The organism is Falsirhodobacter deserti (assembly GCF_004015795.1).
Taxonomy (GTDB): Bacteria; Pseudomonadota; Alphaproteobacteria; order Rhodobacterales; family Rhodobacteraceae; genus Falsirhodobacter; species Falsirhodobacter deserti.
Window position 1 is genome coordinate 36734 of the sequence record NZ_ML137218.1, and the last position, 19307, is coordinate 56040.

A 19307-nucleotide genomic window follows, 5' to 3' on the forward strand; every position below is an offset into this window, starting at 1 on the left:
AGGGGCAGGGTAATCGCCCTGCTGACCGGACGCCGCATGCACTTCGCCGCCTTCTGCCCACCCTATGCAAGCCACCTGCACGCCTTTTCGGCGCTGGCGGGGGGGCTTGTGGCACGCGGCCACCGCGTCACCTTCCTGCTGCCCGAAGGCAGCCCCCTGCCGCGCACGGGGCAGGGGGTCGAGGTAATCCATGTGGGCATCACGTCATCCTGCGGCGGGGATCAGGGGCGTGCCATCGCGCGCAGCGCCGACCGGACCGATCTGCTGTGCCGCAATGCCGGGCGCGTTCCGGCGGTGGATGCCGTCCTTGGCGACCAGATGGAACCTGCCGCCGGACTGATCGCCGCTTATCTTGGCCTTCCGCTGGTATCGGTCGCCTGCGCCTTGCCGCTGGAGGCGGAGCCGGGCATCCCGTTGCCCTTTCTTGGTTGGCCCTATGATCCCAGCCCCCGTGGCCTGAAACGCAACCGCGGGGGGGAGCGGGTGGCCCGTCTGATCCTGCACCGCCAGAACGCGGCAATCTCGCACTGGGCGGGCTGCTTCGGCATCGGGCCGCGCAACGGAATGGCAGATTGCCTTTCGCCGTTTCTGACCCTGTCGCAAACCCTGCCGGGCTTCGATTTTCCCCGCAGCCATTCATCGGTGGTGGAAACCGGCCCGTTGCGCAGGGCTGACTTTCAGGAATTTCCCGCCGACATCGAGCCCGATCCGGCGCGGCCATTCGTTTATGCCTCCTTGGGAACGGTACAGGGTCATCGCGCGGGGATTCTGCGCAAGATTGCCGCCGCCTGCCGGTCCGCGGGCGCACAGCTTCTGGTTTCTCATTCCGGCGGCCTGACGGCGCAGGAAGCGGACAGCCTTGGCGCCACATGGGTGCGCGATCACGTCCCGCAAGAGGCGGTGCTGGATCGTGTCGACCTTTGCATCACGCATGCTGGTCTGAACACTGCAATGGAGGCGCTGGCACGGGGCGTGCCGATGCTGGCCATTCCCGTGGCGTTCGATCAGCCGGGGGTTGCGGCGCGGCTGGTGCATCACGGCGTGGCGCTGCGCCATTCCCGCCACTGGCTGCGGACGGACGCGCTTACCACCTCCATCCGGCGCCTGCTGGAGGAGCCGGGGTTCCGCAACCGGGCCCGCGCCTTCGGCCATGGCCCCGGCGTTCCCCTTGCCGTCAGCCGGATCGAGGCGGCGCTTACAGGAGCCCAATCGCTCGTAGCAGCGCAATGACATAGCCGTCGCCGATCGTCACGCTCAGCGTCAGCTCGATCGCAGCCACCACGGCCACGATCGCCCAGAGAGGCAGCCCCAGGGCAATCAGCGCACCGATCATCGTGAACCCCGTATCGCCCAGCGAATTCACGATGCTATCGCCGTCATAGGCCAACGGGTCGCCTGCGTCATATCCGAAGAGGGCGATGATGACGGGCTGGTTCTCCATCACCTCCCATATGGCAGAGCTGACAAGAACCAGAAGCGCCAGATGCCGCCGCCGCCAATGCGGCCGGATGGCCGAGAAGAACGCCAAAAGCGCCATCCCGAATCCCAGATGCAGGAACGAATAGGGATCCGAAAGGTGTTGGGAGTTGTGCGCGGGGTCCATGCTGCCCTGCCACAACCGCGTTCCGCCACAATCGCAGCCGAAATTGCGCCCCACCAACAGCAGCAGTGCGGTTTGAAGCACAAGGATCACCGCCACGGCGGGCAGGACGGGTGGCGGAGTTCGCATCAGGCTCGACATGAGGATGAAGATATGGCGCCCGACCCCGCAGCCAAGTCAGGCGGCAACTGGTCGCATCGTGGCGATGTCGCCACGCCTGCGCAGCCAGATCACAAGCAGCATTGCCGCCAGAAGCGCCTCTGCCAGATCGCCGCCGTAATACATCCAAAGGGCGGCTGCCTCCACCTGTGCCAGCGGGGCATGCGTACCATGGGGGAAGCCGTAACCGTACATGATCTTCGACAGGATTCCATGCGCCGCCGTGGCAAGGAACAGCACCAACATCCGCATCTTCAGACCGGGGCGATGCGGGGCAGGGTCGGGACCCGCGATCGACCACGTGAAAAGATAGCCCGCCAGAACGAAGTGCACATGCAGCAGGATGTGCAGCACCGGATCTTGCATGCTGATCGCGAAAAGGGGCGTCAGATACAGCACGAACATCCCGCCGATATCCAGCAGGGCCGCCGTAAGGGGATGCGTCAGGATGCGCAGCGGGATGGTGCCGAAAAACGCCGCCACCCGCCGTGCCGCACGAACCGGAAGCCGCCGCAAAAGTAATGTGCCGGGTGCACCCAGAACAAGGCCAAGCGGCGCGAACATGCCCAGCAGAAGGTGCTGGATCATGTGGCCGCGCAGATCATGATGTGCCCAATCCGCGATCCGGGGCGTTCCGGCCAGCATCAGCAGCGTGATGCCGGTTGCGAAGGCGATGATGCGGTGGCGTGGCCAGTTCGACTCATGCCGCAGGGCCAGCAGGTACAGCATCAGCGCCGCCGCCGGAAGCACCACAAGCAGGATGAAAAGCGAAGGCGGGTCGTGATGCATCAACCCCGTGCCCGCCGCAAAAGCGCCAGTCCGCAAATCAGAAGCGCCGCGCCCACCGCGTTCCACGCCAGATCATAGGCCCAGACCGGATCGACATAGCGCACCTGGTGCAGTTGCAGGATCTTGTGATTGACGATGCCGTCGAACAACTGGAACGCGCCAAGGCCCAGCATGAAGCCGGCCTTTGCATGTGCCGCCGACAGCATGGTTCTGCGGCGCAGGTCGTTGAACATCAAAAAGCCAAGGACCATCAGGATCAGCTCTGCCGAATGCAGAAGCCCGTCCGAGATGATGGCGATGGCGGGGGTGGAGCGGTCGAAGAAATGGTGCCACCGCAGGATCTGGTGGAACAGGATCTCGTCAACGCCCGCCATGATCCCGGCCCCCAGCAAAAACGCGGCAAGGAGAGAGCGGCGGGTATCATGCGCTTGTCCGGCAGGGGTGGGGGCCATCTGGCATCCTTCGCGGCGATCCGTTCAAATCCTAGGGCCGATGATGCACCCGTCCACCCGCTGCGGCAGGTTTGAAGCCTGCCGCAGCGCCTGTCTTACATCTGTTCGGACTGTGCGCCCGATTTCGGCTTCGCCTTGCCGAGGTCGGGCTTTTCGCCCAGCGGTTCCATCACCTTGGTGGTGAAGGTGCCCTTGCCGTCCATGGACTGGCCTTCGGACCAGCGGCCGGGGGCCGGTTCGCTTCCGTCGTTCTGGAAACCGAGGTAGGCATAGCTGAACTCGGTCTTTTCGTCTTCCTGCGGGAAGCTGTTGGGAATGGGGAAGGCCGAAGCGCCGCCCAGTTCCTCAAGCGCGGCCATCCACTGGTTCTGGTGCATGGTGTCGCGCGCGATCAGATAGGACAGCATGTCCTTCATGCCCTTGTCGTCGGTCATGTTGTAAAGGCGCACCGCCAGCGTGCGGCCGGTGGATTCCGCCGCGATGTTGGCCGTCATGTCGGCGGCGATGTTGCCGCTTGCATAGATGTGGGACATGTCGAAGGGCACGCCGTCGCTGTCCACCGGCATGGCCGACAGGCCCGAGGACAGCAGGTTCTTCATGTTGATCCCGCCCATTGCGGCGTGGATGGCGGCATCCTTGGCCATCTCTTCCTTCAGGCTCAGCGGGGCGCCCTCAAGGTTCAGGGCAACGGCGGTGGCCAGCATCTCGATATGGCCAAGTTCTTCCGCAGCCGTGTTCATCAGCATGTCGCGGTATTTCGTGTTGCCGCGGGCACCGCAGGCCTGGAAGAAGTACTGCATGGCGACGCGGATCTCTCCCTCGACGCCACCGATCGCCTGCTGCAGGGCGCGGGCGAACAATGGATCGGGCTTGTCCACGCGGACGGGGTGTTGCAGGCGGTTGTCGGTATAGAACATGTCATCTCCAGTGGGGTTGGTGGGCGATTTTGAGGTGGCGCAAGCCGCGCCACCTCCGGTTCACACGTCAGCGCGTTCGCCCGAACCCGACAGCGCGCTATAGCTGCGCGTCACGGCCGGAAGGTTGTCCTGGAGCCATTCGGCCATGCGCAGTTCTTCATCAAGGTTCTGGCGCAGAAGGGGCAGGTCTGCAGCGCCGCTTTCCTCGCCTGCCGTCAGCAGCGAGGTGTAGGCCGCGATCTCGAAATGCTCGAAGGCGAAATTGGCGAAGCTGTTCTTCAGGATCTCGTCGCTGGCCATGGTATGGCTCAGCGCGGCCATCGCGCCGGAAGCGGACAGCGCGGCATCCTTCAGCCCCGAGGCCGACTCCGAAAGGCGATCGAGGATCTCCTCGATCCGCTGGATCTGGCCTTCAGTCTCGGTGATGTGCAGGTCCAGCTGCGCAGCGACCTCGGGATAATGCTCGATCCGCTTCAGTTGCGGCTTCATGATCGACAGGGCCTGGTTTTCCATCGCATGGGCGTTCTTCAGGCCGGTGATGAAAACTTCGTTTGCGGTGGCGACGTTTTGCATGATGACTCCTGATCATTCGGCAGGCGCGGACAGGTCCCCGCCAGTGCTTCTGGGGGGTAACGGCCGTGCCGTCCGGGTCTGTCTGTTGCAATCGTATGGCGGAAACTTATGCCGACCGGCCTTGGTTCCTGCGGTGCGGGGTTTTCCGCGTATGGAATGGGCGGCCCCCGCGGGACCGCCCTTCGGTGCCTTATTCGGCTGCCTTGTCCATGCCGGTCCGGACCGTTCCGCCCAGGACCTCCTCGGCGCTCGCCTGGTAGTTCTTGACCGAGCTTGTCCACTGGCCCCAGACGTTTTCGTCAATCTCGTCATTGTTGGAGCCGAGGCTGGCGCGGCGACGCTCGTCCTCCTCGGTCAGCACCTGGCCGGGCAGGGGCTGAAGGCCAGAAACATCGGAAGGCCTGATGCCCAGCATCTCGCCCACGCGGGTGCCGTAGTCGTCGTGCACCATAAGGAAGTGCCAGACCATCCGTTCCTGCACATCGCGCTCGCAGTCGCCCAGCAGGGTGCCCATGTTCAGCACCAGATCGTCCCGTTCCCACTGCATCATGGTGCAGTAGCGGGCGCGTGCCTGAACATAATCGTTGCGCCGTTCGATCACGCTGCGCGTCAGGCGGCCATGAATCTCCGGCGGGTTGTTAGGCTGTTCACGCGGGCTTTCCTGCAACCCATTATGGATGGAGGGTTCGTAATTCACATGCGGGTTCTGGCCCTGCGCAATGTCGCGCCCGAAGGACATCTGCCCACCATCGTAGTTGGTGGCGACCCTAGCGCCCTTTGCCTGGTTCACCGGCAATTGCAGATAGTTGGTGCCGACGCGGTAACGTTGCGTATCGGAATAGGAGAAGGTCCGCCCGATCAGCATCTTGTCGTCGGAAAAGTCCAGCCCGTCGACCAGCACGCCCGTGCCCATCGCGATCTGCTCGTTCTCGTCAAAAAAGTTCTCGACGTTGCGGTTCAGGGTCATCACGCCGACATGGCGCAGCGGGAAGTCCTTTTCGGGCCAGATCTTGGTATCATCCAGCGGATCCCAGTCCAGTTCGGGATGGTCGTGATCCTCCATGATCTGGACGTACATGTCCCACTTGGGAAAATCGCCCTTCTCGATCGCCGTGAACAGGTCTTTGGAGGCAGAGCCGAAGTCCTTGCCCTGCACCTTCTCCGCCTCGGCCTGTGTCAGGCTGGCGATGCCCTGGCGCGGGTGGAAGTGGTACTTCACGATCACCGTGCCGCCTTCGGCATTCACCATCTTGTAGGTGTTGACGCCAAAGCCTTCCATGTGGCGATAGCTGGCCGGAATGCCGCGCGGGCTGAACAGGTGTGTCAGCATATGCATGGATTCGGGCGTCTGCGACATGAAGTCGAAGATGCGGTTCGGTTCCTGCCGGAAGGTGACCGGATCGGGTTTCAGCGAATGGATCACGTCGGGGAACTTGATCGCGTCGCGGATGAAGAAGACGGCAAGGTTGTTGCCGACCAGATCCCAGTTGCCGTCCTCGGTATAGAATTTCACGGCAAAGCCGCGCGGATCGCGGGCGACTTCAGAACTGTCGCGCCCGCCGATCACGGTGGAAAAGCGGATGGCCAGCGGCGTCTTCTTGCCCTTTTCCTGGAACAGCTTGGCGCGCGTGTACTTCGAGGCCGGCTCATCGCCGATCATGCCAGTGGCTTCAAACTCGCCATAGCAGACGAAGCCGCGCGCATGGACCACGCGCTCGGGGATGCGCTCGCGGTCGAAATGGGTGATCTTTTCAAGGAAGTGATAGTTTTCCAGCGTGGCCGGACCGCGCGGGCCCACTGTGCGCTGGGACTGGTTGTTCGTGATCGGGTGGCCCTGCCGGTTCGTCAGGGTCTTGTCGTCTTTCGATGTGGGGCGGTCCATGGCTTCTCTCCCGGAGGGCTGTGGACGGCTGATGGTAGGATCGTGTGGCAGGGGATCAACCTGCGCGGGCGCAATGCCGCCGACCCATGCCTTGCGAAGGTCTGGCCAGCAGCATTGCGCTGACCGTCAGAAGCGGAACCCGAGCGCAAGCTGGATATACGGAATGACGTCGTAATCCTTCAGGTCGTCCCGGATATCGGCCAGTTCGGCATCCACCAGATCCTGCGGCACAAGGCCGCTGCTTTCGCTTGCCTGCACCGTGAACTCGTTGCCGAACATGCCGCCCACGCTGACGGACAGCGTCGCATGCCGACCCAGCCGCCCGTCATAGCCGATGGCGATCGCAGGCAGGATGCGGCTGTCCTGCCGGATGCGCGCATTCAGATCCGTGACATAGCCGCCGATGCTGACGTTTCTGGCCGTCAGGTCCGCCTTGTAATCGGTGAAGAACACCCCGCCCGAAATGCGAAAGCCGCTGGATGCGACCGGATACCAGTCCGCCAGCAGCCCAAGGCCGCCGATGTCCATGTTGCCCGAATAGGTGTTGCCCTTGCTTTCGTCCTCAAGGTTGAAGGTGGCAGTGCCGATAGGGCTGCGCAGGCCCCAATGCCCGCCGATCCGAAGGGACGGCTCAACCGTAATGCCCAGCGTGGAGGTGCCAAGGCTGACAGCCGGGCCGCCTTTCGTCAGATCTTGCGCCTGCGAGGCAGAAGCAGCGGCAAGCGTGCAGGCAAATGCGCACAGGATTTGGCGATACATCGTTCCCTCTCTTTTCCGGATGCAGCCGCAGCGTCGCCTGCGGCTTGGAAAAGAGAAGTCGCGCAGAAAGGTTAATTCGACGTTACGTGAGCAGGCCGTGCGAGCCCACTTAACGTGCGAACAAGCTGGCACGCGCTGAACGGCTTTTCCACCACCGGAGAGGCCGCGAACCCTTTCGGCAGATGCTCCCGCCCATAGCCTGACAGGAAGCAGAACGGGATGCCCCGATCCGTCAGGGCGCGTGCGACGTGTTCCACCGTTTCGCCGTGCAGGTTGCCATCCAGGATCGCAAGATCGGCCTTCGTATCGCGGATCATCGTTAGCGCCTCGTCAACACGATGCGCGGTGCCGGTGACGGTGCCGCCGGCGCCCTCGATCTCGGTCGCCACTTCCATGGAGACCAGCACCTCGTCCTCGATCACCAGAACGCGATGGCCGGACAGGTCGCCCGCAGGCTGTGCCTGCTGCTGTTCGGCCGGGAGGGCTGCCGTGCGGGCTGGCCCTTCGGCGGGTGCATTGGCCTGCATCGTCAGCGTCCAGACCACACCCTCGGGCCGCCAGTCGGCCTGCGCCTCGCCCCCTTCACTGCCGGTATTCGCCGCGATGAGGGTGGAGCCGAAGCCATTGCGCGCCGGGGGCGTGACAACGGGACCGCCGCTTTCGGCCCAGCGAAAGGTCAGCACCTCTCCCTCCTGTTTCCAGTCCAGCGAAACACGTCCGCCGGGGACAGACAGGGCGCCGTATTTTACCGCGTTCGTCGTCAGCTCGTGCAGGGTCAGCGCCATCCGCAGGGCGTTCGCGGGCGACAGGCGCACCGGATCTCCGGACAGGTGGACGCGGTCCTCGGTCAGGGCGCCAAGCCGCATCTGGTCTGCGACCAGCTCTTCGAGGTCCGCACCCGACCACGTTTCGTCGCTGAGGATGGAATGAGCTTTGGCCAGCGCCTGAAGCCGCCCCATGAAGGTTTCCACGAACCTGTCGGGATCGGGCACATGACGCGCCGTTTGCCGCGCGATGGCCTGCACATTGGCCAGCGTGTTCTTGACCCGGTGGTTCAATTCCCCCACCAGAACGGATCGCATTTCCTCGGCGCGGCGCCGCTCGGTCACGTCAAGGATCTGCAGGTTCATCGTTTGCGGCGCATAGTTTCCGGTGGCACTTCCCGCCGGAATGACAGAACCATATCCTTCGCAATCCACGATGCGCCCGTCGGCGTTCCTGGCGCGGAAATTCAGCGCGCCGCGATGGGCACTTGCAGGGTCCAGCATGGCCTGCAGGCGATCCTGCACCTCGGAGGCTTCCTCCTCTGCCAGCCAGCCGCAGCAGCGGGCACATTGGCCGATCATGGTGGCGGCAGGCCACCCGAACATCCGTTCGGCCCCCTTGGACCATTGGCGAATAACCAGATCGCCATCCACTTCAACCACCGCCAGGGGCGAATTGTCCAGATGCGCCGTAAGCCGCGCCATGGCCGTGGTCAGGTTCAGCGACACGGCGCGCATCTCGTCGCGCTGGCGGGCCAGTTCGGCGGCCTGACGGCCAATCTCGAAGAACACCTGCGCCTTGGATCGCAGGATCATCGGATCGATCGGCTTGGTGATGTAATCCACCGCCCCTGCCTCGTATCCGCGGAAGCGGCGGCGCTCATCCAGCGCGGCGGCCGTCACGAAGATGATGGGGATCTTCCGGGTCCGTTCGATACCGCGCATCAGCTCGGCCAGTTCATAGCCGTCCATGCCGGGCATCTGAACATCCAGCAGGGCCAGCGCGAAGTCCTGATGCAGCATCGCCTCCAGCGCCTCGGGGCCGGAGCGGGCACGGTGCAGCACAAGTCCGTCGCGCCGCAGAAGGGCTTCAAGCGCCGTCAGGTTTTCGTCAAGATCATCCACCATCAGGAAGTGCACGGTGTCAGACATGCGCCAGCTCCTCTCGCTTGGAATTGCGCCGCCAGATGCGTTCGGGCTCCGCGAAGGGGGTGAAGGCCTCGGCATGGACCGAGAACCGGAGGGTTTCATGCGCACCAAGGCCAAGAAAGCCGCCCCGCACCAATGCATCGCGGAACAGGCCAATGGCACGGTCCTGAAGAGCCGTATCGAAATATATCAGGACGTTCCGGCAGGATATCAGGTGCATTTCCGAAAAGACCTGGTCCGTGGCAAGGCTGTGTTCGGCGAACACGATCCGCGACCGAAGCTGCCGGTCCATCGCCGCCGCGCCATAAGCCGCCGTGTAATGATCCGTCAGCGAATTGCGCGCGCCCGACCGCTGGTGGTTCGCGGTGAACAGCGCCATGCGTTCCACGGGATAGATCCCCGCTTCGGCCCGCGCCAGGGCGCGCCGGTTGATCTCGGTCGCATAGAACATGGTCCGGTCGAACAGCCCTTCCTCGCGGAACATGGCGGCAAGGGAATAGACCTCCTCGCCCTCGCTGCACCCCGCCACCCAGACCTTCAGGGACGGGAAGGTGCGCAGATGCGGGATCACGTGGCTGCGCAACATCGCGAAATAGGGCGGATCGCGGAACATCTCGCTGACCTGGACGGTCATGCAGTCGATCACCTCGGGCAGAAGATCGGGCTGGTGCAGCACCTTTGCCTGAACCTCGGACAGGGTGGCACAATGCAGCCTGTCCCGCGCCAGCTGGGCACGCCGCATCAACGAGCCGCGCGAATAGGCACGGAAGTCATAGTGCCAGCGCTGGTGCAGCGCCTCAAGGAACAGGTCCAGCTCGATCTCCTCGACCGGCTGACTGCCAACACCTTCCCTCATCGGCGCATCCAGACACGTGTCAGCGACAGAAGACGGTCGACATCCAGCGGCTTGGGCAGGTAATCGTTCGCCCCCGCGGCAAGGCATTGTTCCTGATCGTCAGCCATGGCTTTGGCGGTCAGCATGATGATGGGCAGGTTCTTCCAGCGATCCTGCGCGCGGATTTCGCGCGTGGCCGTCAGCCCGTCCATTTCCGGCATCATCACATCCATCAGCACCAGATCGAAGGCGGGGGCGCTGCTGTCGGCCACCCGGCCAAGTGCTTCCAGCGCCTCGCGACCGTTGCGGGCGATCTTCACCTCGGCGCCATGCGGCTCGAACACCGCCGTCAGGGCATAGACGTTGCGGATGTCATCCTCGACCACCAGAATCCGGCGGCCTTCCAGCATCGCGTCGCGGTTCAGCGAAGCGGCCAGCATCTTCTGCTGCCGTTCGGGCAGGTCCGAAACGACCTGGTGCAGGAACAGCGTCACCTCGTCGATCAGCCGTTCGGGCGATTTCGCGCCTTTGATGATGATGGACTTGGAATAACGGCGCAGGCGCAGCTCCTCCGCCTCGGACAGGGTGCGGGCGGTATAGACGATGACGGGCGGGAAGGCCGCATCGGCATCGGCGTCCAGCGCCTCCAGCAGATCAAAGCCCGAGGCGTCGGGCAGCGTCATGTCCATCACCATGCAATCGAAGGACTGAGTCGCCATCTTCTCGCGCGCCTCGGCGGCGGTGGCCGCGCCAATGGTTTCCACGTCCTTGCCGCCCAGCAGCGCCTTCAGGCCTTCCAGCTGCGCGGGGTCATCCTCCACGATCAGGACGCGGCGCATCCGCTGGTCCAAGCGCGTTTCGATGGTGTCCAGCGCCTGCGCCAGCTCCTCGCGCTTCACGGGCTTGAGCATATAGCTGCGCGCCCCCTGCGCCAGCGCCTCGCGCGTGTAATCCTCGACCGAGACCATGTGCACGGGGATGTGGCGCGTGCGCGTGTCGCGCTTCATGCGGTCCAGCACCGACAGGCCCGAATGGTCGGGCAGGTTCACATCCAGAACGATGGCGCTGGGCATGTATTGCCGCGCGGCCAGAACGCCATCCTCGGCCGTGCCGGCCACGATGCACTGGAAGCCCAGTTCATGCGTCAGATCGACAAGGATGCGGGCAAAGGCGGGGTCGTCCTCCACCACGAGGATCAGGCGCATGTCGTTCTTCAGAACCTCGCGGTCATCGGCAACGGTCACTGCAGGCACCAAGGCGACGGGCGCGGGCGCGGGAAATGCCACTTCCGCCGGGGCAGGGGCGTCTGCGCGGGCAGGCAGATGCAGCGTGAAGGTGCTGCCCTTGCCGGGCGCGCTGTCCAGCGACAGGTGGCCGCCCAGCATCTCGGTCAGCTCGCGGCTGATGGAAAGGCCAAGGCCCGTTCCGCCGAACCGGCGATTGATCGTCCCATCGGCCTGGCGGAACGCTTCGAACACCGTTTCATGATCGGCCTCGGCAATGCCGATGCCGCTGTCGCGCACGGAGAAGGCGATGCCGGTTTCGTCGCGCCTTGCGGACAGGACAACCTCGCCACGCTCGGTGAACTTGATGGCGTTGGAGAGGAAGTTGCGCAGCACCTGCTCCATCCGGGCGGGATCGGTGTGCAGCACCGGCAGATCGTCCGGCACCTCGGTCCGCAGATTCAGGTCCTTTTCGGCCGCTTGTGCGCCGAAGGCCCGCTCCAGCTTCCGCAGAACGTCGGCGGGGCGCACCTCTTCGGGGGAAATGTCCAGCTTACCGGATTCGATCTTGGCCAGATCCAGGATGTCGTTGATCAGCGCCAGCAGATCATTGCCCGAGCTTTCGATGGTTTCGGCCCAGTTCACCTGTTCCGCCGTCAGGTTGGCATGGCGATTGTCGGCAAGAAGCCGCGCCATGATCAGCAGCGCGTTCAGCGGGGTGCGCAACTCGTGGCTCATGTTTGCCACGAATTCGGACTTGTAGCGGCTTTCGGTGGCAAGGCGGCGGGCCTGTTCCTCCAACCGGCGTTCCGAGAGGGCAAGCTGGTCGCGATGAAGCGCAAGTTCCTGCGAGTGGCTTTCAAGCTGAGCGTTCTGCTCCTCAAGCTCGGCCTGCTGGTGTTCAAGGCGGGTTTGGCTCTCCTGCAGGGCGCGGGTCTGCTCGGCCAGTTCCTCGTTGCTGGCAGCCAGTTCCTCGCCATGGGCCTTCAGTTCCTCGGCCTGCTTGCGGCTTTCCTCCAGCAGGGCGCGCAGGCGCATCCGGTCTTCCGAGGACCGCAGCGCGATGCCGATCGCATCGCCCACGCGTTCCATCAGTTCAAGATAGCGGGGCATGACAGGGCGATCGAAACCAAGTTCCACCACGCCGTTGATCCGCCCTTCGTCGATCACGGGGGCAAGAATCACGGTGCCCGCCTTGCCGCGCACAAGGGCGGAGCCGAAGGGAAGCGCCCCCTCCTCCAGCCCTTCCAGCAGGATGACACGGCGTTCGGAGACGGCGCGCCACAGGTGGCTTTCACCAGTGGCGACATGGGCTGGCACGGCATCGCCGGCCGGAAGGCCCCATCCCGCGATCCGGCGCAGGCTGTTGCCTTCGCGCAGATAGAAGACGGCCGCGCGCGCCTGCATCTTTCCCGCCAGCGCGGCCAGAACGCTTTGCGCCATGACGGGTGTGTCCACCTCCCCCTCGGCGGCGCGGACGGCGGCAATCTGGCCTTCCTGCAGCCATTCGGACCGGCGCAGCTGCACCCGGTTCTTCACGAAGGAATATCCGGCGATGCCAAGGATCATGACGACGATGATGGCCATTGCGCGGTTCGTGGCGGCAACCCGCGGGTCGATCCCGTCGTTGCGCTGCAGAAGGCCCGCGACCATCGCGGCGAACACGATCACCGCAGTGATGGGCGGCACCGTGGGGCGGCGCGCAAGATAGCCAAGGATCACGGGGATCGTATAGATGATCCAGACCGCCGTTCCCAAGGGAACCATAAGATCGATGACGAAGACGCCCAGCACCAGCGCCAAAATGGCGATCAGGATGCCTGTTTCGCGATGATCCCTCATCTACCCTCCCATGCCCTTGCGGGCTGTTATCATCGATGATGATCGTAAGTCTGCCAGTCCGGGCACAAGGTCAAGGCCGGAAGCTTTCGGCGGTTTCCTGCCATCCGCCATTGCGGCACCCCGCAACAGGGTTGCCGGAGGGCCTGTCCTTGTGGCGAAAGGACAGCGGGACAGGGCGCCGGCACGGGGTGGGCGCCGCGGCTTCGGGCCGCAACGACATGGGGACGTTCTGACAATGGGATTCGGTCGCTTTTGCGGGGCGGCGCTGCTTGCGCTGTCGCTGACCGCACCGCAGATGGCTGCCGCCGATGGCGCGGCACGGAAGGTTTACGTGGAAACCATGACGCGGGACGATCTGCGCGTGGCCGTGCACCGCACCGCACAGGAAATGAAGCACCTGCGCCGCATCTGGTGCGTGCCGTTTGCGCGCGCGGTTTCCGGCATCAACATCCGCGGCGATGCCCGGACATGGTGGGGACAGGCCGGAGAAGCCTATCCCAAGGGCCATATTCCGATTGCCGGATCCGTTCTGACGTTCCGCGCCACGGGCCGCATGCCGCTGGGCCACGTGGCCGTCGTTTCGCAGGTGGTGAACGAGCGGCAGATCCTTGTCGATCAGGCCAACTGGGTCACCAACCGCATCACCACCGACACGATGGTGATCGACGTGTCGGAGGCGAACGACTGGTCGAAGGTACGCGTGCAGAACCAGTATGACAGCTTCGGCAGTGTTTATCCCACCCACGGCTTCATCTACCGGCCTGCCGCAACCTCCTGACGCGGGCCTTAACGGCCCGACGCCTCGTCCATCGGCATCACGACGCGGGCGCTGCGGCGCAGGCCCAGAAGCTGGTAAAGGACAATTGCGGCCAGCGTGGCCGTCCCGATCCCGCCCACGGCGAACCCGCCGATGGTGAAGCTGAAATCGCCCGCACCGAACACAAGCGTGACGCCCACCGTTATCAGGTTGCGCGGATCGGAGAAATCCACCCGGTTATCCACCCACAGCCGCACCATCGCCGCCGCGATCAGCCCGAACACCACGACCGAAAGTCCGCCCAGAACCGGTGCCGGGATCGTCTGAAGCAGCGCCCCGAACTTCGGCGAGAAGCCAAGGCAGATCGCCACCACCGCCGCCACCACGAAGACCAGCGTGGAAAAGACGCGCGTCACGGCCATGACGCCCATATTCTCGGCATAGGTGGTCACGCCAGTGCCGCCGCCTGCACCCGAAACCATCGTCGCGATGCCGTCACCGATGAAGCCCGGCCCGATCCAGCGATCCATCGGGCGCCCCGTCATCGCGCCGATGGCCTTGATATGGCCAAGGTTCTCGGCCACGAGGATCACGGCGACGGGCGCGATCAGCCACATCGCCGAGGCGTTGAAGACGGGCGCGTGGAAGGTGGGCCAGCCAAGCCACGGAGCCGCGGCAAGGGCCGAGAAGTCCACCCCCGGCAGCAGCCCCATGCCATTGCCCAGCACCAGAACCGCGGCATAGCCCGCCACGATGCCGGCAAGGATAGACACGCGGCGGATGGCGGGCGGGGCATAAACCGCTACCAGCCCGACCGACAGGATCGTCAGCAGCGCCACCAGCATGTGTGGTCCCGTGCCCTCGGTGCCCTGAATGGCAACGGGGGCAAGGTTCAGGCCGATGGCCGCCCCCACTGCGCCGGTGACCGTGGGCGGCATCAGCCGCTCCACCCAGCGAGTGCCCGTTGCCATCACAACCGCGCCGATCAGCGTGTAAAGCGCCCCGCAGGCGATGATCCCGCCCAAGGCCACGCCGATATTGGGATTGGGGCCGGACCCGGCATAGCCGGTGGCCGCGATCACGACCGCGATGAACGCGAACGAGGACCCGAGATAGCTGGGCACCCGCCCGCGCGTCAGCACGAAGAAGATCAGCGTGCCGATGCCCGAAAACAGGATCGCAAGGTTCGGATCGAATCCCATCAGCAGCGGTGCAAGAATCGTGGAGCCCGACATTGCCACCAGATGCTGAAGGCCCAGCGCGGCTGTTGCGCCGCCGCCAAGCCGTTCTTCGGGTTGCACCATCGGGCCTTTCGCGGGCGTCCAGCGGGGGAAAAAGCTCACATGCACCTCCGTCAGCCCGGTTGGTGATGCGGACGGCCTCCGGGCACGGCACGGGTCCGGGTCCCGCCATACAGCCGCGCCGCGCGCCGCGCACGATCTTTCTTATCGCGCGAACCGGCCCGGACCGGCGGAGGCAAGCACCAGAAGCCCGCCCGCCACGGCCCAGTTCTTTACGAGGATGGTTACCTGCCACGGGTCTGCCCGCAGTTGCCAGTGGAACCAGCTGGTGAAGATGCAATAGGCCGCCAGCACCAGTGCAACCGTCCGCACCCGTGGCCCCGTCAGCAGGGCGATACTTGCCAGCAGGTTGAACAGCGCCAGCGGCCAGACCAGACTGACGGGCAGGCCGACCGCTGCGATCATCTGCTGCACGGGCGCGGGATCGGTGAATTTTTGCGCGGCGCCCCCCAGAAACAGCAGCGCGATCAAAAGGCGTCCGGCAAGGTTCAGCCAGTTGTTCATCATTCAGGCCAGTGTCAGCAGGGACAGCCCGACAATCGCTGCCCCCGCCCCAACCTGAAGAACGCTTGCCGTGCGGGCCGCGCCAACGCCGCCCGCAGCCCCGCCCAGCCATGCCAGCCGCCGCCCCGCCAGCCCGCCCCCGATCGCCAGCGCGTTCAGCGCGGCAGTGCCAAGGCCCATCGCCAGCACCCCCAGCACGCCCGCGCCCGGAATGCCGAAGCGCCACGCGATGACCAGAAGGAAGATCGCCCCCGTGCAGGGCCGCGCAGCGACCGAGGCCACCAGCGCCGCCCCCTCGCGCCAGGAAGACAGGTTCGTCACCTCCTCGGCGGTGGGGCCGTGGGAATGGCCGCAGCCGCAGCCTTCGTGATGGTGGTGATGCGTCTTGCGCAGAATGCGGAGGCCCCGCCAGACCAGTACCGCGCCAATGGCCGCAACCGCCAGGCGGCTTGCGGTGGCAAGGCTGCCTTCAGCCAATGCCGACGCCTCGGTGGAGGTAAGGGCGAAGATGTTCACCACCACCAGAACCAGAAGGATCGCCGCCAGTGCCTGCGCAAGGCTGGCCGCGGCGCCGATGGCAAAGATGCGCCACGCGCTGACGCCTGTTCCCAGCGCCGCCCCGCCCAGCAGCACCTTGCCATGGCCGGGGCCAAGCGCATGAAGAAACCCGTAAGCACTGCAAAGCGCGACAAGCGACCAGATCGCCGCCGGATCGCCCGCCTTGATGGCGCGGATCACGCCGGCCATTTGCGTTTGCACCCCGAACTGCACCTGCGAGGCCCAGCCAAGCGCCAGCACTCCGTAATGATCGCCCAGCAGGACCAGAACCGCCGCCAGCAGTGCAGCCACCAGAAGGGCAGGGATCAGTCGCATTCCAGATGCACTTCCTCGGCGAATTTGGCGCCGATATTGGGATCGTCGGGCATCTCTTCGGCCCCCAGCTGCGCCAGTTCGGCCTGCAGCTTGCGGCTTACGCTGTCGGGCTTGAAATGCTCGATCCGGCTGCGGCAGCCTTCGGGCGTTTCCAGCACCTCCTGCGCGGTATATGCGTAATAGTAATCGGGTGCATACATCTTCAGCACGGCCTGCTGCCCCGCCATCGGAAGCGGTTCGGCCAGCGGCAGATCGAATGTCACCTCCACCCGTTCGCCCACCATCCTTGCGGTTGCATTTTCAGGCCTGCCCAACGGCACCTTCGCATCGTTCCGGAACAAATAGGTGTCGCCTTCGTAACCCGGCTCCCACTCCGTCTCGCCGCGCGCGACTGTTTCCAGATCCGCCTCGTTCAGCAGGCCATCGCCATCTTCGTCCAGCCAAAGCTGGTCATACAGAACAAGGGTGGAAAAAGCATCGTAAAGCCAGACGATCCGCAACCCCGTCAGATCGCCGCCTTCCATGTGAAAGCCAACCGATTCATCGACGAAGACATGCGGATGCGCCCCGACGGGGCTGGCGGCAAGGCAGGCAAGGGCAAGGGCGCGGCGGAACATGCCCTTGGCTACCCCGCCCGCGCCCTTCGCGCAAATCAATTACCCGCGTCCACGGTAGGGGGGCACGCCCTGTTCAGGGATCCACACGCCCTTGGGCGGCTCTCCCGTTTGCCAGAACACGTCGATCGGGATGCCGCCACGCGGATACCAATAAGCGCCGATGCGCAGCCATTGCGGATCAAGAAACTCCACCAGCCGCCGCGCGATCATGACCGAGCAATCCTCGTGGAATGCGCCGTGGTTGCGGAAGGCGCCAAGGAACAGCTTCAGCGATTTCGACTCCACCAGCCAATCGCCGGGGACATAGTCGATCATCAGGTGCGCGAAGTCGGGCTGCCCCGTCATCGGGCAAAGCGACGTGAACTCCGGCGCGGTGAAACGCACCAGATAGGATACGTCCTGCGGGTTCTTCACCCGCTCCAGCACCGCTTCCTCGGGCGAGTGGGGCATGACGGTCGCGCCGCCAAGCTGCTTCAGCCCTGCATAGATATTCTCTTCCATCATACGCCCCTTTTGTTTCCCCAAAGGATGACATGCAGTTGCGGCAGGATGCGCGGCGTGAACCAGCCATCCTGCACCGTTTTGTCGATCAGCCACAGCATCCGGTCCACCAGACCGTTCTGGTCCACGGCCCTCGCCTCATCCACCATCGGGTTGCCCGGTTGCAGATAAAGCGGCAGGTGCGGAAAACGCGCCGCCGCATCCTGCGCGAAGGCGTAATCGGCATCGTCGAAGATCACGATCTTCATCACCGTTTCGGGTCCCGCGGCCAGACAGCGCGCAAAGGCGTCCCAGTCAGTTTCCTCGCCGCTGGAGGGGGGCTTGGGCGACAGAACCAGCGTATCCAGATCCGCGAACCACGGCTGGCTGACAGACCCTTGGGTTTCCAGCGCGAAGCGATAGCCCTTTTCATGCCCCGCTGCGATCAGCGGGCCCAAGGGCTGGATCGCCGGGTTGCCGCCCGAAAGCGAGACTGTAAGCGGGCGCCCGCCCGACAACTCCTTGATCCGCGCCATGACCGCTTCGGCGGTCATGGGTTGCCACGTGTGGCGGAAGGCACTGTCCACCGCGTGCAGGCTGTCGCACCATGAACAGCGGTAATCGCAGCCGCCCGTGCGCACGAAAACGGTGGGCAGGCCGATCAGCACGCCCTCGCCCTGGATGGTTGGCCCGAAGATTTCCGAAACGCGGATCATGGACGGTATTCTGCCCATGTCTTGGGGGTTTCCGAAACGCGCACGGCGGTGACCTCGGGCCACATCACGGAACACCATTCATAAAAGTGCCGCGCCAGCTTTTCGGCGGTGACCAAATCATCATCCATCACGTCGTTCAGGTGACGGTGGTCGAAGGTATCGTCGATATACTCCTTCAGCGGCTTCAGTTCACCATAATCGCGCACGAAGCCGTGGACGTTCAGTTCCGCCGAGGCGAGCTCGATCACGACCACATAGTTGTGCCCGTGCAGCCGGGCGCATTGATGATCCTCGGGCAGGCCGATCAGCTGATGCGAGGCGGAGAAGGAAAATTCCTTGGTGATCCGGAACATCAGGTGCGTCCCTTCACTGCGGCTTGCCAGTAATCGGGATCGGCATAGTCGGTGGGATCTTCCACGCCGGCCAGATGAAACGCCTCGCGCCGTTCGACGCAGGTGCCGCAGCGCCCGCAATGCACATCCCCGCCCTTGTAGCAGGACCACGTTTCGGCAAAGGGCGTGCCGACGCGGGCGCCGTCGGCCACGATGTCGGCCTTGCTGCGGTGAACATAGGGGGTGACGAGCCGCACATCGGCATATCCGTCCATCGCGGCATCCTGCATGGCCTGGAACGTTTCGGTGAAGGCGGGGCGGCAATCGGGATAGATGAAGTGATCCCCCCCGTGCACGGCCGTGGCCACACCGTCCGCCCCCTGCGCCGCCGCCACGCCGAAGGCGATGGTCAGCATGATCGCGTTGCGGTTCGGCACGACCGTGATGCGCATGGTTTCTTCGGCGTAATGCCCGTCGGGCACATCCACATCGTCGGTCAGCGCCGATCCCGTCAGGGCCGCGCCGATGCCGCGCATGTCGATCAGGTGGTGCGGCACGCCCAGCCGCGTTGCCGCACGGGCGGCATAATCCAGTTCCTTGCGGTGGCGCTGGCCGTAATCGAACGACACAAGCGCGGCCAGTTCGCCGCGATCGGCAAGAACATGCGCCAGCGAAACGGAATCCAGTCCGCCGGAGCAGATGACGATAATCTTCATGTGTAACCCTTGTTTTGATCACCCGGGTAGGCTGCGACCGGGGCGGGTGCGCCATACCGGCTTCGGG

At 64.5% G+C, this 19307-nt stretch carries 20 protein-coding genes; 2 read left to right on the plus strand and 18 right to left on the minus strand.

Annotated features, from left to right (window positions below):
* Positions 1-36: 36 nt before the first annotated feature.
* Positions 37-1230 carry a glycosyltransferase gene (locus JX25_RS00180; RefSeq protein WP_164876009.1) on the plus strand — a complete coding sequence of 398 codons (1194 nt, stop codon included), beginning with the start codon at positions 37-39 and terminating at the stop codon, positions 1228-1230.
* On the opposite strand, the gene JX25_RS00185 is transcribed toward JX25_RS00180, so the two are convergent.
* The 10 genes from JX25_RS00185 to JX25_RS00230 form a co-directional block, all read right to left on the minus strand.
* Positions 1196-1729 carry a DUF2585 family protein gene (locus tag JX25_RS00185; protein WP_164876010.1) on the minus strand — a complete coding sequence of 178 codons (534 nt, stop codon included), beginning with the start codon at positions 1727-1729 and terminating at the stop codon, positions 1196-1198. The genes JX25_RS00180 and JX25_RS00185 overlap by 35 nt on opposite strands.
* 48 nt (positions 1730-1777) lie before the next feature.
* A complete protein-coding gene (locus tag JX25_RS00190; protein WP_128253127.1) occupies positions 1778-2548 on the minus strand; it encodes a cytochrome c oxidase assembly protein in 771 nt (256 codons plus the stop codon).
* The gene (locus JX25_RS00195) at positions 2548-3000 is read right to left on the minus strand and encodes a DUF2243 domain-containing protein (protein WP_128253128.1); all 453 of its coding nucleotides are present in this window, start codon (positions 2998-3000) and stop codon (positions 2548-2550) included. Before JX25_RS00195 ends, JX25_RS00190 begins: the two co-directional genes overlap by 1 nt.
* 95 nt (positions 3001-3095) lie before the next feature.
* Positions 3096-3917, minus strand: coding sequence for a manganese catalase family protein (locus JX25_RS00200; RefSeq protein ID WP_128253129.1), 822 nt, complete (start codon positions 3915-3917; stop codon positions 3096-3098).
* Positions 3918-3977: 60 nt separating this feature from the next.
* Positions 3978-4490, minus strand: a complete 513-nt coding sequence (locus tag JX25_RS00205) for a ferritin-like domain-containing protein (RefSeq protein ID WP_128253130.1) — start codon at positions 4488-4490, stop codon at positions 3978-3980.
* 190 nt (positions 4491-4680) lie between these two features.
* Positions 4681-6372 (minus strand): catalase, encoded by a 1692-nt coding sequence (locus tag JX25_RS00210; RefSeq protein WP_128253131.1) that lies wholly within the window; start codon positions 6370-6372, stop codon positions 4681-4683.
* 126 nt (positions 6373-6498) lie between these two features.
* Entirely contained in the window at positions 6499-7131 is a 633-nt protein-coding gene (locus JX25_RS00215) for a hypothetical protein (RefSeq protein ID WP_128253132.1), read from the minus strand.
* Positions 7132-7202: 71 nt separating this feature from the next.
* On the minus strand, positions 7203-9047 hold the full coding sequence (locus tag JX25_RS00220; protein WP_128253133.1) for a response regulator: 1845 nt from the start codon (positions 9045-9047) through the stop codon (positions 7203-7205).
* Positions 9040-9900, minus strand: a complete 861-nt coding sequence (locus JX25_RS00225; RefSeq protein ID WP_128253134.1) for a CheR family methyltransferase — start codon at positions 9898-9900, stop codon at positions 9040-9042. The genes JX25_RS00220 and JX25_RS00225 overlap by 8 nt, the downstream gene beginning before the upstream one ends.
* Positions 9897-12944: a response regulator gene (locus JX25_RS00230; RefSeq protein WP_128253135.1), complete on the minus strand. Its 3048-nt coding sequence runs from the start codon at positions 12942-12944 to the stop codon at positions 9897-9899. Before JX25_RS00230 ends, JX25_RS00225 begins: the two co-directional genes overlap by 4 nt.
* A gap of 235 nt (positions 12945-13179) precedes the next feature.
* Between JX25_RS00230 and JX25_RS00235 the strand changes: the two genes are divergently transcribed.
* The gene (locus tag JX25_RS00235) at positions 13180-13722 is read left to right on the plus strand and encodes a CHAP domain-containing protein (RefSeq protein ID WP_164876011.1); all 543 of its coding nucleotides are present in this window, start codon (positions 13180-13182) and stop codon (positions 13720-13722) included.
* Positions 13723-13730: 8 nt separating this feature from the next.
* On the opposite strand, the gene JX25_RS00240 is transcribed toward JX25_RS00235, so the two are convergent.
* The 8 genes from JX25_RS00240 to queC form a co-directional block, all read right to left on the minus strand.
* Positions 13731-15044 carry a solute carrier family 23 protein gene (locus JX25_RS00240; RefSeq protein ID WP_206611501.1) on the minus strand — a complete coding sequence of 438 codons (1314 nt, stop codon included), beginning with the start codon at positions 15042-15044 and terminating at the stop codon, positions 13731-13733.
* A gap of 102 nt (positions 15045-15146) precedes the next feature.
* Entirely contained in the window at positions 15147-15506 is a 360-nt protein-coding gene (locus JX25_RS00245) for a DoxX family protein (protein ID WP_128253137.1), read from the minus strand.
* A 3-nt stretch (positions 15507-15509) separates the two neighbouring features.
* On the minus strand, positions 15510-16379 hold the full coding sequence (locus JX25_RS00250) for a nickel/cobalt transporter (protein ID WP_128253138.1): 870 nt from the start codon (positions 16377-16379) through the stop codon (positions 15510-15512).
* Entirely contained in the window at positions 16370-16996 is a 627-nt protein-coding gene (locus tag JX25_RS00255) for a DUF1007 family protein (RefSeq protein WP_128253139.1), read from the minus strand. The genes JX25_RS00250 and JX25_RS00255 overlap by 10 nt, the downstream gene beginning before the upstream one ends.
* Positions 16997-17035: 39 nt before the next feature.
* Entirely contained in the window at positions 17036-17497 is a 462-nt protein-coding gene (gene queF / locus JX25_RS00260; RefSeq protein WP_128253140.1) for a preQ(1) synthase, read from the minus strand.
* Positions 17497-18192, minus strand: coding sequence for a 7-carboxy-7-deazaguanine synthase QueE (gene queE, locus JX25_RS00265; RefSeq protein ID WP_421779844.1), 696 nt, complete (start codon positions 18190-18192; stop codon positions 17497-17499). The genes queF and queE overlap by 1 nt, the downstream gene beginning before the upstream one ends.
* Complete coding sequence (queD, locus tag JX25_RS00270) at positions 18189-18545, minus strand: 6-carboxytetrahydropterin synthase QueD (RefSeq protein ID WP_128253142.1); 357 nt, start codon at positions 18543-18545, stop codon at positions 18189-18191. Before queD ends, queE begins: the two co-directional genes overlap by 4 nt.
* Positions 18545-19240 carry a 7-cyano-7-deazaguanine synthase QueC gene (queC, locus tag JX25_RS00275; RefSeq protein ID WP_128253143.1) on the minus strand — a complete coding sequence of 232 codons (696 nt, stop codon included), beginning with the start codon at positions 19238-19240 and terminating at the stop codon, positions 18545-18547. The genes queD and queC overlap by 1 nt, the downstream gene beginning before the upstream one ends.
* Between the last annotated feature and the right edge of the window lie 67 nt (positions 19241-19307).

What these genes read in the sequence shown, in the direction of transcription:
- JX25_RS00180 (WP_164876009.1), top strand. Translation starts at nt 37, where the DNA reads ATGCACTTCGCCGCCTTCTGCCCACCCTATGCAAGCCACCTGCACGCC.
- JX25_RS00185 (WP_164876010.1), bottom strand. Translation starts at nt 1,729, where the DNA reads ATGCGAACTCCGCCACCCGTCCTGCCCGCCGTGGCGGTGATCCTTGTG.
- JX25_RS00190 (WP_128253127.1), bottom strand. Translation starts at nt 2,548, where the DNA reads ATGCATCACGACCCGCCTTCGCTTTTCATCCTGCTTGTGGTGCTTCCG.
- JX25_RS00195 (WP_128253128.1), bottom strand. Translation starts at nt 3,000, where the DNA reads ATGGCCCCCACCCCTGCCGGACAAGCGCATGATACCCGCCGCTCTCTC.
- JX25_RS00200 (WP_128253129.1), bottom strand. Translation starts at nt 3,917, where the DNA reads ATGTTCTATACCGACAACCGCCTGCAACACCCCGTCCGCGTGGACAAG.
- JX25_RS00205 (WP_128253130.1), bottom strand. Translation starts at nt 4,490, where the DNA reads ATGCAAAACGTCGCCACCGCAAACGAAGTTTTCATCACCGGCCTGAAG.
- JX25_RS00210 (WP_128253131.1), bottom strand. Translation starts at nt 6,372, where the DNA reads ATGGACCGCCCCACATCGAAAGACGACAAGACCCTGACGAACCGGCAG.
- JX25_RS00215 (WP_128253132.1), bottom strand. Translation starts at nt 7,131, where the DNA reads ATGTATCGCCAAATCCTGTGCGCATTTGCCTGCACGCTTGCCGCTGCT.
- JX25_RS00220 (WP_128253133.1), bottom strand. Translation starts at nt 9,047, where the DNA reads ATGTCTGACACCGTGCACTTCCTGATGGTGGATGATCTTGACGAAAAC.
- JX25_RS00225 (WP_128253134.1), bottom strand. Translation starts at nt 9,900, where the DNA reads ATGAGGGAAGGTGTTGGCAGTCAGCCGGTCGAGGAGATCGAGCTGGAC.
- JX25_RS00230 (WP_128253135.1), bottom strand. Translation starts at nt 12,944, where the DNA reads ATGAGGGATCATCGCGAAACAGGCATCCTGATCGCCATTTTGGCGCTG.
- JX25_RS00235 (WP_164876011.1), top strand. Translation starts at nt 13,180, where the DNA reads ATGGGATTCGGTCGCTTTTGCGGGGCGGCGCTGCTTGCGCTGTCGCTG.
- JX25_RS00245 (WP_128253137.1), bottom strand. Translation starts at nt 15,506, where the DNA reads ATGAACAACTGGCTGAACCTTGCCGGACGCCTTTTGATCGCGCTGCTG.
- JX25_RS00250 (WP_128253138.1), bottom strand. Translation starts at nt 16,379, where the DNA reads ATGCGACTGATCCCTGCCCTTCTGGTGGCTGCACTGCTGGCGGCGGTT.
- JX25_RS00255 (WP_128253139.1), bottom strand. Translation starts at nt 16,996, where the DNA reads ATGTTCCGCCGCGCCCTTGCCCTTGCCTGCCTTGCCGCCAGCCCCGTC.
- queF (WP_128253140.1), bottom strand. Translation starts at nt 17,497, where the DNA reads ATGGAAGAGAATATCTATGCAGGGCTGAAGCAGCTTGGCGGCGCGACC.
- queE (WP_421779844.1), bottom strand. Translation starts at nt 18,192, where the DNA reads ATGATCCGCGTTTCGGAAATCTTCGGGCCAACCATCCAGGGCGAGGGC.
- queD (WP_128253142.1), bottom strand. Translation starts at nt 18,545, where the DNA reads ATGTTCCGGATCACCAAGGAATTTTCCTTCTCCGCCTCGCATCAGCTG.
- queC (WP_128253143.1), bottom strand. Translation starts at nt 19,240, where the DNA reads ATGAAGATTATCGTCATCTGCTCCGGCGGACTGGATTCCGTTTCGCTG.